This is a genomic window from uncultured Rothia sp. (assembly GCF_963507905.1).
In the GTDB taxonomy this organism is placed as follows: Bacteria; Actinomycetota; Actinomycetes; order Actinomycetales; family Micrococcaceae; genus Rothia.
Genome location: NZ_CAUOUU010000001.1, coordinates 195,464 through 207,589, shown reverse-complemented (window position 1 = coordinate 207,589; position 12,126 = coordinate 195,464). Strand labels below are relative to the sequence as shown.

Genomic DNA, 12,126 nt, shown 5'->3' with positions numbered 1-12,126 from the left:
ACCGAATCAATCCGCGTATTCTTTATGCCTCATCCTCGTAGGACGCGTACTTTTCTGCGTATGCCGAGTAGTCGTCCTCGTCGTCATAGCGACGGCGGGACGAATCGGAGGACTTCGTTTTCTTCGCGCTACTGAGCTCGCGCTCGAGTGCGCTGTAGTCGGTCTCGGGGCTGAAGTACTTCATCTCCCGAGCCTGCCTTGTTGCTTTAGCCTTCTGACGGCCGCGCCCCATGGCGTGACCCCCTCTTTCATCCTGTCCGAGGCGAACAGCACGCGCGGCGCATCGCTCTCGGATCGTTCAACAGTCTTTACTACACTATAGAGTACCCTGTTTCAGCCCTGAATGTCTCGCTGGACGGCACCTATTTTGCGTATCAGAGCACTTCTTCGCACCGGAACAACCGTTTTATTTTGCACCCGCGACTTTTTTACCCCAGAGGCCACAGAGCCCCGCACCGGACGTATCGCTACATCCAATGCGGGGCTAGGGTCTCCCCTACCGGCTCACTCACAAGACCGGGTTCAGAGAGGGTACCGTGCCGGTCATGACATCCAGCACGGGGCTTGAGGGGCTACCTGCCGCCTAGCTTGCGGTGAAGGAACCCAGCGAGGTGGCGTTGGACGCCAGGGTGGCGCTGGAGGCATCCACGCTATCGGTGGTGGTGTACACGGTGTAGCTCTCGCCCTTGGTGATCTTGGAGCTGGAGACCAGGATCAGTGCGGTGTTGGAGTTCGTGACCTTGTAGTTTGCCACCACGTTACCGGAGGAGTCTGCCACCTGTACGGTGGTGCCTGCGCTCAGGTTCGATACATTGCTAATCTTCACGTAGCCGCTGGTGGAGTTGGTCGAGGGAGCCTCGAACATGTCACCGGAGTTACCCGCGGCCACGGTCGTGCCGTTGAGCAGCAGGTCGCCATTGGTGTCCAGGGAGGCGTTACCACCGGTGAAGGGGCCGTTCACAACCAGGGTGCCACCGGAGAGGGTCGCAGTACCGTTGGAGTCGATGCCGTCACCGTTCGCGTTCACGGTGACGGTACCGCCGGTGATGTTGATGGTCGCGTCGACCACCTCGAAGGTGCCGCCGCCACCGCCCATACCACCAGCTGCACCGCCGCCACCTGCGCCACCACCAGCCGGGGGCTGACCCATAGTGCCCGAGGGAGCCTGACCGCCACCTGCAGGTGCCTGACCCGCGCTACCGCTGGGCGCCTGGGGTGCTGAGTTCTGGCCGCCCTGCGCGCTCTGCTTAGTCGAGGTTGCAGTAGTCGAGGTTGCAGTAGCCGACTCAGTGCTGGTCGAGCTAGTGCTGGTCGAGGTGGTGCTGTACGAGGCGTTGATACCGTCATCGGAGCTGGTCACGTTCACGGTGCCGTCCAGGATGTTGATGTACTGCGCCTCAATACCCTCGTTCGCCTGGGTAATGTTCAGGGTACCGCCGGAGATTTCAAGCACGCGCTCAGCCTTGAAACCATCATCACCTGCAGAGATGTTCACGGTACCGCCGCTCAGGCGTACCCAGCCGCGGTTGCCGTCGGTGTCATTGGTTGCCTTGATGCCGTCCTTGGTTGCGGTCACGGTGATGGTGCCGTCCAGAATATCGACGTAATCCTTACCCTTGATGCCGGTGTTTGCCGCGTTCACTTCCAGGGTGCCGGAGGCAATGACCAGGCCGTCAGAGGTGTGGATACCCTCTTCGTACTTACCTTCAACCTTCAGGGTACCTTCGCCCGCCAGGGTCAGGTCACTCTTGGAGTAGATAGCTGCGTCGGGGCTACCGCTGGCGGTATCCGAGTAGGAGGAGCCGTCAGAGACGGTGTTGGTGGTACCCGAGGCGGTGTAGATAACGACCTCGTCCGCCTCAACAACGTTGATAGCTGCACCGGTGGAGTTGGTGATCGTCGCGTTGTTCAGGATCAGGCGGACCATGTCGCTGTCGGCTGCCTCAACCTTGATCTGGCCCTCGTAGGTGCCGGTGAGCTTGTAGTTGCCCGCCTTGGTGATGGTGATGACGCCGTCGCTGACGGTCACGCCGTCGGTCGCGGTCGGGTTAGAAAGATCGATAGTAACTTCGCTGGAGGAATCCCAGGTGACGTCCTTTGCGGAGTAGTGGGTGTCCTCGGCGAGCTTCGCGCCGCTCTTCACGTCTGTGGAGAAGGAGTCTGCCACCTTCGACGTGGTGCCCGAAGTGCTCGAAGCGGAGGTACTGATTGCGCTCGATGCGCTGGCATTCGATGCCGAGGTTGCTGAGCAGCCGGTCAACGCCAGGGCTGCCAGGAGGGTAATGGAGGTTGCGCTCTTAATCATATTGCTCTTTTTCACGGGTTTTCCTTTGTGTTTGGGTGACCACTCGCGTAGAGCCAGCGCCACAGGGGTAAGACGTATGTGAAATGTGAATATGTGTGAGAGCGGTTATTGCCTGTGTGGGGCGAATAAAGCCGATGTTGTGCTTGGTTCGGGGGATATAGATTGGGGGTGCGGGTAAGGTAGGTGCACTACCCTACCCGCGCATCCCAGATCGCCGTTTTAGCCAGATTGCCGTTTTAGGCGGCTGCGAAACGCTCGGTCAGCAGCTTCTGGTAATCCTCTTCGGTCATGTCATCCACGTTCAGGCGGGTGCCCTCAACCGGTTCCAGGTGCATCCAGTTCTTCAGGGTTTCTGCCCACTTGTTGCTTGCCAGCTGCGGGTTCAACGCCGCCATACCGGTTGCAAACTTGGAAATCTTCGCGGGGGTGATGCCCGCATCCCAGAGGTGCTGGTCTGCCGCGGAGGGCTCCACGCCGGACTTGGTTTCGATGATGACCGCGTTCGGCAGGCCGTAGGTGGTGCCAACCAGGTTGCCGTGGAAGTTGCGGTAGTTCACGCCCGCCATGAGGATGTTCTCGGACAGAGGAGTCCAGGTCAGGGCATTATCTACGGTCATACGGGAGGCGACCGGGTTCTTCTCACTCTGCGGCAGGAAGACCGTGGTACGGCGGTAGCCGGTAGTCAGGACCGCCTCCAGCTTGTGCACAGGGCCGGCGAGGATATCGCCGAGTGCTGCGGTGATGTACTCGTGACCTTCCGCAGTGAGCGTATCGCGGTTCTCGAAGGTGTACGGGATACGCTTCTTGACGGTCATATCCTGCTCACCGTCGGTCTTGACCTCCAGGAAGGTCAGCTTCGAGTCCAGGTAGCTACGGGTACGAATCTTGAAGGTGTCCTCGCGGCTGTAGGCTGCCGAGTGGTAGCTCTGCATCTGCGGGGTGTCGAAGTAGACCGAGTCGTAGGCGAAGTCGCGCTGGCCCTTGATTTCCATGACGGAGGCGTCTGCGTCGAGCGTGGAGAGTACCTTGGCGGCGGTTTCTGCGTCGACAATGTACTTGCGGTCCACACGGGTCTGCATGGCTGCCTTCTCGTTCATGGCTTCCAGGCTGATGCTCTTCCACTCTGCGGGGATGATGTTTGCGGCTACATTAGTCATGGGTCTTCGTCCTTCTGGGGTGCTGCCCCTGCGTTTTGGGCTGTGCGCTGGGGCGGCGTGTCGTGGGTATCGGAGATGTTTGTGCGGTTGGAGTGAATCGGAGGCTTTTATACCGGTTGGTCTTACTTGCCTACCGGGGTGCGCTGGAGCGGAACCATCCGGGTGTCCAGGGTGGTGTGCGCCTCGGCGGTGGGAACCTGAGGTGCTGCCGGGTAAGCCGCAGGAGCCTGCGATGCTACCGTCTGAGCGGCTACAGGCTGAGCCGCCTCCACTGCCGCGGGGGTGCCGCCCTCGGGGGTTTCCTTGGGCTGGTAGGTGACGGTGGCGCGGGTCAGGTTGTTCACCATATCCAGCTCGGTAACGCTGACCGAGGTGACGGTGTAACCCAGGCGAGCGCTCAGGTATGCCTTGAGCTCTTCCTCGTCGCTGATCGCACGATCGGCGGTAACGGTCTGAGTCTTTTCAGTAGAGACCGGGGCGCTGCGCGAGTCGAGGACCGCAATCAGGGCGACCAGGGTAGCCATCAGGGCGAAGGCAATGTACGCCGGGCTGATGTTCACACCTGCGATCATGCCGACCGAGAGGGCGACGAAGTAGTAGCCGACCTCGCGCTGGCTCAGGGCGGTGGAACGCAATCGGATAATCGACAGGACACCGAAGAGGCCCATGCCCATGGCGGATGCGTTCGATCCGGCGGATACCAGCGCCACCGAGACCGTGAAGATGCCGGCGTTGATGACCGCGTAGGAAATCATCAGTTCGCGGTTGCGGTGCCGCACCATGTAGAGGGTGCAGAGGGCTGCGATGGCTATGGCATCGGCAATCGCCATGGTCAAAATATTCATCGGGGTTCTCCAGCTTTGTGTCGTGGTATCCGCTATGCTCTTCGCTGCCTGTTCTTCAGCTCCAAGCTGTGCGTTCTTTGTAGTATCTAGATTCCCGTGCGAGTCTGTGTTTACCCTGTGCTCGCCTTAACTTAGAGATAAGTGTTATGCGTCTCCGATAAACAGCCTTGTCAGTGGTGCTATTTGTCCGTAATTTTTTGCTTCTTTCGCGCCGTTCCCAGCATCCCTAACAGCCTCAAAAGGCACAAAAAATGGGCTCCCTCCGATATGGAGGGAGCCCATCAAAGTAGCTAAAAGCTTAGCGACTAGGCACTATTAAGCCTTCTTGCGCATGCGGGTTGCAACGATGGTCGCGCCACCTGCACCCAGAGCAATCAGGCCCAGACCAGCAGCAGTCATTGCACCGGATGCACCAGTCTTAGCCAGGGAAGAAGAGCTCTTGGAGGATGCGTTCGAGGAACCGGAGCCCAGGTTGTCGCCGGAACCCAGGTTGTCATTCGAGCCGGAGCTCAGGCTGATGCTGTCAGACTTCTTGGAGTTCTCGTAGTCAACGGGCTGCTCGCAACCATAGTCGTCGCCGTCAGCGTTGAACTTCTCGCGGTAATCCGGGTGGCTCTTGTGAATCGGTGCCAGACCTGCAGCCTCAACGTCGGCGCAGTTCTGGAAACGGAAGTGCTGCTCGCTGTCAGACTTCTGCTCAGCGGACTTCTGATCCTCAGACTTCTGCTCTTCGGCAGGCTTCTGGTCCTCAGCGGGCTTGGTTTCCTTAGCGTCCTCAACTGCGGGTGCGGAGGTCTCTTCAGCAGGCTTGGGAGCCTCGGTGGTCGGCTCAGCGGTTGCGTCCTTGGACGGCTCGGGGGTGGGATCCGGGGTCGAATCCTGGGAAGGAGCGGGGGTCGGGTCCTCGGTGGGAGCCGGTGCGGGCTGCTCCGCAACCTTGATGGTCACGGTAGCTGCCTTACCGCCACGGGGAACGTCGCCGTCCTTCAGGGAGCCGGACAGCAGGTAAATGTCAACGGAAACGCTGCCGTGCAGCTCTTCCTGCCAGGGGATGGTGGCGGAGAAGTTACCATCGCTATCAGCGTGGATTTCCAGGTAGTCCTGGCCGTTAATCTTAACGGCGCCCTTGTTCAGCTTCAGAGCCAGAACGGAACCGGAGGTGCCGTCAGCGGTCTTGAAGCCCTCGCCACCAATGTTCAGGCCCTGACCCTCATACCAGGTGTCGGGGGCAATGAACTGTGCAGAGTCTGCGTAGGTGTAGACAGTCTGAGGCGCGCCTTCAACAGCGAAGGTTGCGGGGACGGAAGTAGCAACGAGACCACAGCCAATGAGGGCGGTGGCACCGATGCGTGCAATGTTGTTTCGAATGTTCATGCCCCCCATTCTAACGAGCGAAGCTTGGGATACCGGCTCCCAAGACGCCAATTTGCCATGACCTGACTCACAAACCGGGGTTTTCTTGAAGGTTTATTGAAGGCATGGTTGAACCATAGAGACCTTTTGCACCGCCGTGCACCCCTAAAGTCTCAATTGAGACTTGAAGAAACTAACAGGTACATACCCCATCCCATCAGCACAACCCAATAGCAAAAACCACCCCGTTAAACGCGAAAATCCCCTCCGCCCGAACGCTCGAAAGCATTCAGGAGAGGGGACTCTCACGCACCGCACCGGGCGGCGGCAATAGTTTTAGGAGTTCTTGCGGTTGCGCACAGCAGACACGCCAGCAACACCCAGGCCCAGAGCCACCAGGCCCATACCAGCAATGGTGAAGGCGTTAGAAGCACCGGTGTTAGCCAGGGAAGAGCGCTGAGCACGGCTCGAGGTGTAGCTACTCGAAGAGGAGGAGCCGCCACCCAGGTTATCCAGACCGCCGGAGTTACGGGAAGAAGAACCCGAGGAACCGTTGGAGGAGGAACCGTCAGTGACCTCGCTGTTAATGACCTCGCAGCCCAGGCCGTTACCATCGTTGTCGAACTTCTTGCGGAAATCCGGGTGGCTCGAGGGCATGGGTGCCAGGCCAGCAGCCGCAACCTCTGCACAGTTCGCAAAGCGAGTGCTCTCAGCCGAAGCGGTCACCTGCTCGGTAGCGGAGGCGGAATCACCCAGCTGATCCTTCGCATCGTTCGCAACAGATGCGTGCTGATCAGCAGCTGCCGAAGCCGAAGCGCTCGCAGAAGCAGTTGCCGAAGCGGAGGGGGTCGCCACCACAGAAGCAGAAGCCGATGCGGTAGCCGAGGGGCTCACCGAAGCGGTAGCGGACGCCTTCTCATCGGCGCGGTTCTTGATCTTTGCATCCACGGAGGCAACAACCTCATCAGCGGCAGTAGCCGAAGCAGAAGCCGAGGGGGTAGCAGATGCGGAAGGCGCCATAGAAGCGGAGGGGGTAGCCACCACGGAAGCGGTTGCCGAAGCAGTTGCCGAAGCGCTCGCAGAAGCGGAGGGGGTTGCTTCCTGAACGGAACGAGCCTCAATCTTCACGGTTGCAGCCTTACCGCCGCGGGAGGTGTCGTTGTCCTTCAGGGAGCCGGAGAGCAGGTAGACGTCCACGGAGATGCGATCGTCCAGGTCGCTCTGCCAGGGAATGGAGACGGAGAAGTTGCCCTTCTCGTCAGCCTGAACTTCCAGGTAGTCCTTGCCGTCAATCTTGACGGAGCCCTTGTTCAGCTTAATAGCGATGATGGAGCCGGAGGCGCCGTCCTGAGTCAGGAAGCCCTCACCGGTAATCTTCAGGGTTTCGCCCTTGTACCAGACCTCAGAGATGTGGGAAGCAGCCTTGTCAGAGTAAACGTGGGTGACGGACTCTTCGCTGTTCTGAGCGAACGTTGCGGGGATTGCGGTGACCACCAGGCCGCAACCAATCAGGGCGGTGGCACCGAAGCGAGTGATAGTGTGTCGAATGTCCATCCCATCATTTTATCCTCGAGTGATGGGTGTATCCGCCTGTCCAGGGGCTATTTAAAATGAATTACGCCACAAACTAGCACTTTTGTGCACTGAACTACGGATCAATGCACGCACGGCAAAATTCGCCGGGTGCCGGCGTTACCTAGTCGTACCACCTAGTCGTGTCAGCGCTACCTAGCCGTCAATCTCGTCAAGCATGAGCTCAAGCGCCTCACCCACGCCGCTGCGCCACAGGTAGGTCGCCTTCGCATCGGCACGACCCGGACCACCGTTAATGACGGCAACCGGCTTGCCGGCGCGCAGAGCCTCCAGCACAATCTTGTAGCTGCTCATGACCGCTACCGAGGAGCCGACCACCAGCAGCGCCGAGCACTCGGCGAGCATGGCGTCCTTACGCGCCTTGCGCTCGGCGGGCACGGATTCGCCAAAGTACACCACATCCGGCTTGAGGCGAGTCGAACCGCAGGCGAGGCAGGGCACCATCTGAAAATCGCGGATGTAGCGCTCGTCCAGTTCCACGTCGCCGTCGGGGTTCACGCGCAGGTCACGGACTTCCAAGCGGTCCAGGTAGCCGGGGTTCGCGGCATCCAGGCGCGCATCCAAGCTCTCGCGGCCCTCATCTCGCCCGCAGTCCAGGCAGACGATGCGCGATAGGTCGCCATGCAGGGCCAGCAGATTAGAACTCCCGGCGCGGGCGTGCAGGCCGTCCACGTTCTGCGTGATGACGCCACTGATAGCACCCAACTGCTCCAGCTCAGCGAGCGCATAGTGGGCGCGGTTCGGTTCGGCGCGGCGCATGCGGCGCCAACCTACGTAGGAGCGCGCCCAGTAGCGTTGGCGGGCGGCGTCATCGTAGCGGAATTCCTGGTATGTCATGGGTCGGTGATCGTGCAGGGATCCGCCGGGGCCACGATAGTCGGGGATGCCGGATTCGGTGCTCACGCCGGCACCGGTGAGCACGAGAACCTTACCCGCCTTGAGCAGGCGCGCGATACCTTCGGCAGCGTACTCCTCATCGTGCGGGGTGGCGTTCTCGGAGACAACTCGCTGAATGGAGCGGATCGCGGCACGGTGCACGGAGGCGATTTCTTCGCGCTGTTCACCGGCTGCGGCGAAGTTCTGTTGGTCAGTCCAGCGGTCCATTCTTCTCCTATGCTCTGTGCTCAATACTTTAACGTGCTCAATACGTTAAACGGCTGTGGGGCACCCCCATTTCGAGGGTACCCCACAGCCTATTTCTTATGGTTTTGAACTCGCGGAGTCAGCCACGGGCTAAGCCCGCCGAGCCAATCGGCTCCGTCCGGCTAATCGGTTGGGTTTAGTCCTCAGCCTTCTGCTCGCGCTCGGAGGTCACCGACAGACCATCGCTGGCAACGTCCGGGTTCACATCCACGGTCACGGTGTCGCCGTCGTGGATTGCGCCGGAGAGGATGCCGCGAGCCAGGCGGTCGCCAATCTCGCGCTGAACCAGGCGGCGCAGCGGGCGGGCACCAAATGCCGGGTCGTAGCCGGTCTTGCCCAGCCACTCGAGGGCTGCCTCAGTCACGTTCAGGGTGAGGCGGCGGTCCTCCAGGCGCTTAGCCATGCTCTTGACCTGCAGGCCGACAATCTGGCCCAGGTTCTCAGCCGACAGGGGCTGGAACATGATGATGTCGTCCAGTCGGTTGAGGAACTCGGGGCGGAATGCCTGGTGCACAACCTCCATAGCCTTCTCGGAGCGCTCGTCGAAGGGCAGGTCCTGGTTGACCAGGTACTGCGAACCGAGGTTCGAGGTCAGAATCAGAATGACATTGCGGAAGTCCACGGTGCGGCCCTGGCCGTCGGTCAGGCGGCCGTCATCAAGCACCTGCAGCAGGATGTCGAAGACCTCGGGGTGTGCCTTCTCGACCTCGTCGAGCAGGACCACCGAGTAGGGGCGACGGCGTACAGCCTCGGTCAGCTGACCGCCCTCTTCGTGGCCGACGTATCCGGGAGGGGCACCGACCAGGCGGGAAACGGTGTGCTTCTCGGAGTACTCGCTCATGTCGATACGCACCAGGGCGCGCTCGTCATCGAACTGGAACTCAGCCAGTGCCTTAGCCAGCTCGGTCTTACCAACACCGGTCGGGCCCAGGAACAGGAAGGAACCAATCGGGCGGTTCGGGTCGGAAATACCGGCGCGGGCGCGGCGCACGGCGTCAGAGACAGCGACCACTGCGGCTTCCTGACCGATGAGGCGGGCACCGATGCGCTTCTCCATTTCGAGCAGCTTCTCGGACTCACCCTGCATCATGCGGCCTGCGGGAATGCCGGTCCAGGAGGAAATCACCTCGGCAATATCGTCCGCGGTGACCTCTTCGGAGACCATGGACTCGCTCTTGGCGGTGTCCTCGGCGCGCTGTGCCTCTTCCAGCTCAGCCTGCTTTGCGGGAATCTCACCGTACAGCAGGCGGGATGCCTCAGCGAGGTTACCCTCGCGCTGTGCAACCTCTGCGCGGGAACGCAGCTCGTCAATCTGGGTCTTGATGTCACCCACACGGTTCAGGCTAGCCTTCTCGGCCTCCCAACGAGCGTTGAGGGAGTCGAGCTGTTCCTTCTTGTCAGCCATGTCCTTGCGCAGCGCTTCCAGACGCTCAACCGATGCAGGGTCGGTCTCGTCGGCAAGTGCCAGTTCCTCCATGGTGAGGCGGTCCACAGCGCGGCGCAGCTGGTCAATTTCCTCCGGTGCAGAGTCAATTTCCATGCGCAGGCGGGATGCTGCCTCATCAATCAGGTCAATTGCCTTGTCCGGCAGCTGACGGGAAGGAATGTAACGGTTAGACAGGGTTGCTGCGGCAACCAGCGCGGAGTCAGCGATCTGCACCTTGTGGTGTGCCTCGTAGCGTTCCTTCAGGCCGCGCAGAATACCGATGGTGTCATCTACGCTGGGCTCGCCCACGTACACCTGCTGGAAGCGGCGCTCCAGGGCGGGGTCCTTCTCAATGTTCTCGCGGTACTCGTCGAGGGTGGTCGCACCAATCAGGCGCAACTCGCCTCGGGCAAGCATGGGCTTGAGCATGTTGCCCGCGTCCATGGAGCCTTCGGATGCGCCAGCACCGACGACGGTGTGAATCTCGTCGATGAAGGTCACAATCTGGCCCTCGGACTTCTTGATTTCTTCGAGGACTGCCTTCAGGCGCTCCTCGAATTCACCGCGGTACTTTGCGCCTGCGACCATGGAGCCCAGGTCCAGGCTGATGAGGGTCTTGCCGCGCAAGGATTCGGGCACGTCGCCGGAAACCATGCGCTGTGCCAGGCCTTCCACGACGGCGGTCTTACCGACGCCGGGCTCACCAATCAGAACGGGGTTGTTCTTGGTTCGGCGGGAGAGCACCTGCACGACGCGGCGAATCTCAGAGTCACGGCCGATGACCGGGTCGAGCTTGCCCGCGCGGGCAATGGCGGTCAGGTCGGTGCCGTACTTTTCGAGCGCCTGGAAGGTGCCTTCGGGGTCGGGGGTGTCCACGGTGCGGTCTCCTCGGACGTTGGGGATGGTCTGTGCGATGAGCTCTGCGGTAGCGCCGAGCTTGTGCATTGCGGTTGCGGTGCTATCGGTTCCGCTGGCGATGCCGAGCAGAATCATTTCGGTAGAAACGTAGGTATCTCCGAAGCCCTGGGCGCGGGTCTGTGCCGCCTGCAGAGCGGAGAGTGCGGCACGGCTGAGGGAGGCGTTCTGCACGGAGGCACCGGATGCCTTGGGCAGCTTCTTGATTTCAGCGGATGCCGCCTCGGAGATAGCGTCCACATCCAGGCCTGCAGCCTTGAGGACTGCTACGGCGACGCCTTCGCGCTGGTCCATGAGGGCCTTGAGGATGTGCGCGGTTTCAATAGTGGGGTTGCCGGCGGTTTGAGCGTTAGTATTTGCCGCCGAGATGACTTCTTGACTCTTGGTGGTGAACTTGTTGTCCATGGTGTTCCTTTCGTATTTCGAGGGGCTTATCCTATGCGCCCCTGCATTACATAACTTGAGTCTACTACACTCAATTATTCTGCGCAAGGGGTTAATCAGGGTTTTTGAGATTAAAATTTCGGCGACAACCATGGGTTCTCCGAACGAATAAAGCGGCAAAAACACAGACTCCAGCCATAAACTCCACCCAAAAGCCCTATTGTTATAGTGACCACACTGAGTACTTGCGAGGCTGGGCACTTGCGAGTTCCCACAACATTCACAGACACAAATGGGGACCCACATGAAAATACTGGTTCTAGGCGCAACCGGCCGCACCGGCCGCCTCTTCACCCGCAAAGCCCTAGAACAGGGGCACACCGTCACCGCCTACGTGCACAACCCCGACAAAGCACGAAAGCTTTTGGGTACACATCAGAACCTCACTATCACCCCCGGCTCTCTAGAGGATGCCGAGCAGCTCGCCGCCGCATCCTCCGGGCAGGACGTGATGGTTAGCATCCTGGGGCAGAAAGCTACGGTACGGGAGTTTCTGCACACCACATTCATGCAGGAGCGTCTGCCGCTCATTATGGAGACGGTTGTGGGCGCAGGCGTGAAGCACTGCGTTCTGATGAGCGCCTACGGCGTGGGCGATACGGTACGCACCGCCTCATTCCCCATGCGCCTGGTGTGCAAGGTCATCATGCGCGGCATTTTCACCGACCGAGTTAAGGCGGATGCCCTGGTCGCCGAATATCAGCCGTATATTTCGCGCGCGCATCCAGGCAGGCTAACCGACAAACCCGGCAGGGGCGAGGTGAAGGTATATGACATGGCGAGTGTCGAGCGTACTCAGGGTATTCCGACGATTGCCCGTGAAGACGTCGCCGATGCCCTGCTCACCATTGCCGAGAACCCCCGGAACGCGGGTACGGATTTTTTGGTGACGATTGGGGGCGCTACCCTACGCTCGCCCCAGAAATAAACCGGTAGGCTTAATGG

General features: G+C 60.4%; 9 protein-coding genes. 1 reads left to right on the top strand and 8 read right to left on the bottom strand.

Going from position 1 to position 12,126, the window contains the following annotated elements:
* Positions 1 to 22: 22 nt before the first annotated feature.
* The 8 genes from RQ593_RS00895 to clpB all read right to left on the bottom strand — a co-directional run bounded on the left by RQ593_RS00895 (position 23) and on the right by clpB (position 11,142).
* Positions 23 to 232, bottom strand: a complete 210-nt coding sequence (locus RQ593_RS00895) for a DUF3073 domain-containing protein (protein WP_005504588.1) — start codon at positions 230 to 232, stop codon at positions 23 to 25.
* Between the two features lie 351 nt (positions 233 to 583).
* A complete protein-coding gene (locus tag RQ593_RS00890; protein ID WP_311449552.1) occupies positions 584 to 2,320 on the bottom strand; it encodes a carbohydrate-binding domain-containing protein in 1,737 nt (578 codons plus the stop codon).
* A gap of 221 nt (positions 2,321 to 2,541) precedes the next feature.
* Positions 2,542 to 3,462 carry a polyphosphate polymerase domain-containing protein gene (locus tag RQ593_RS00885; RefSeq protein ID WP_311449551.1) on the bottom strand — a complete coding sequence of 307 codons (921 nt, stop codon included), beginning with the start codon at positions 3,460 to 3,462 and terminating at the stop codon, positions 2,542 to 2,544.
* A gap of 122 nt (positions 3,463 to 3,584) precedes the next feature.
* Positions 3,585 to 4,307 carry a DUF4956 domain-containing protein gene (locus RQ593_RS00880; protein WP_303950946.1) on the bottom strand — a complete coding sequence of 241 codons (723 nt, stop codon included), beginning with the start codon at positions 4,305 to 4,307 and terminating at the stop codon, positions 3,585 to 3,587.
* Between the two features lie 315 nt (positions 4,308 to 4,622).
* Positions 4,623 to 5,681, bottom strand: a complete 1,059-nt coding sequence (locus tag RQ593_RS00875) for an excalibur calcium-binding domain-containing protein (protein ID WP_311449550.1) — start codon at positions 5,679 to 5,681, stop codon at positions 4,623 to 4,625.
* A gap of 315 nt (positions 5,682 to 5,996) precedes the next feature.
* On the bottom strand, positions 5,997 to 7,214 hold the full coding sequence (locus tag RQ593_RS00870; protein ID WP_311449549.1) for an excalibur calcium-binding domain-containing protein: 1,218 nt from the start codon (positions 7,212 to 7,214) through the stop codon (positions 5,997 to 5,999).
* Between the two features lie 174 nt (positions 7,215 to 7,388).
* The gene (locus RQ593_RS00865) at positions 7,389 to 8,357 is read right to left on the bottom strand and encodes a Sir2 family NAD-dependent protein deacetylase (RefSeq protein WP_311449548.1); all 969 of its coding nucleotides are present in this window, start codon (positions 8,355 to 8,357) and stop codon (positions 7,389 to 7,391) included.
* Between the two features lie 175 nt (positions 8,358 to 8,532).
* Entirely contained in the window at positions 8,533 to 11,142 is a 2,610-nt protein-coding gene (clpB, locus tag RQ593_RS00860; protein ID WP_311449547.1) for an ATP-dependent chaperone ClpB, read from the bottom strand.
* A 283-nt stretch (positions 11,143 to 11,425) separates the two neighbouring features.
* Here clpB and RQ593_RS00855 point away from each other — a divergent pair, with 283 nt between their 5' ends.
* The gene (locus RQ593_RS00855; protein WP_311449546.1) at positions 11,426 to 12,109 is read left to right on the top strand and encodes an NAD(P)-binding oxidoreductase; all 684 of its coding nucleotides are present in this window, start codon (positions 11,426 to 11,428) and stop codon (positions 12,107 to 12,109) included.
* Positions 12,110 to 12,126 lie beyond the last annotated feature (17 nt).

What these genes read in the sequence shown, in the direction of transcription:
- RQ593_RS00895 (WP_005504588.1), bottom strand. Translation starts at nt 232, where the DNA reads ATGGGGCGCGGCCGTCAGAAGGCTAAAGCAACAAGGCAGGCTCGGGAG.
- clpB (WP_311449547.1), bottom strand. Translation starts at nt 11,142, where the DNA reads ATGGACAACAAGTTCACCACCAAGAGTCAAGAAGTCATCTCGGCGGCA.
- RQ593_RS00865 (WP_311449548.1), bottom strand. Translation starts at nt 8,357, where the DNA reads ATGGACCGCTGGACTGACCAACAGAACTTCGCCGCAGCCGGTGAACAG.
- RQ593_RS00885 (WP_311449551.1), bottom strand. Translation starts at nt 3,462, where the DNA reads ATGACTAATGTAGCCGCAAACATCATCCCCGCAGAGTGGAAGAGCATC.
- RQ593_RS00875 (WP_311449550.1), bottom strand. Translation starts at nt 5,681, where the DNA reads ATGAACATTCGAAACAACATTGCACGCATCGGTGCCACCGCCCTCATT.
- RQ593_RS00880 (WP_303950946.1), bottom strand. Translation starts at nt 4,307, where the DNA reads ATGAATATTTTGACCATGGCGATTGCCGATGCCATAGCCATCGCAGCC.
- RQ593_RS00855 (WP_311449546.1), top strand. Translation starts at nt 11,426, where the DNA reads ATGAAAATACTGGTTCTAGGCGCAACCGGCCGCACCGGCCGCCTCTTC.
- RQ593_RS00870 (WP_311449549.1), bottom strand. Translation starts at nt 7,214, where the DNA reads ATGGACATTCGACACACTATCACTCGCTTCGGTGCCACCGCCCTGATT.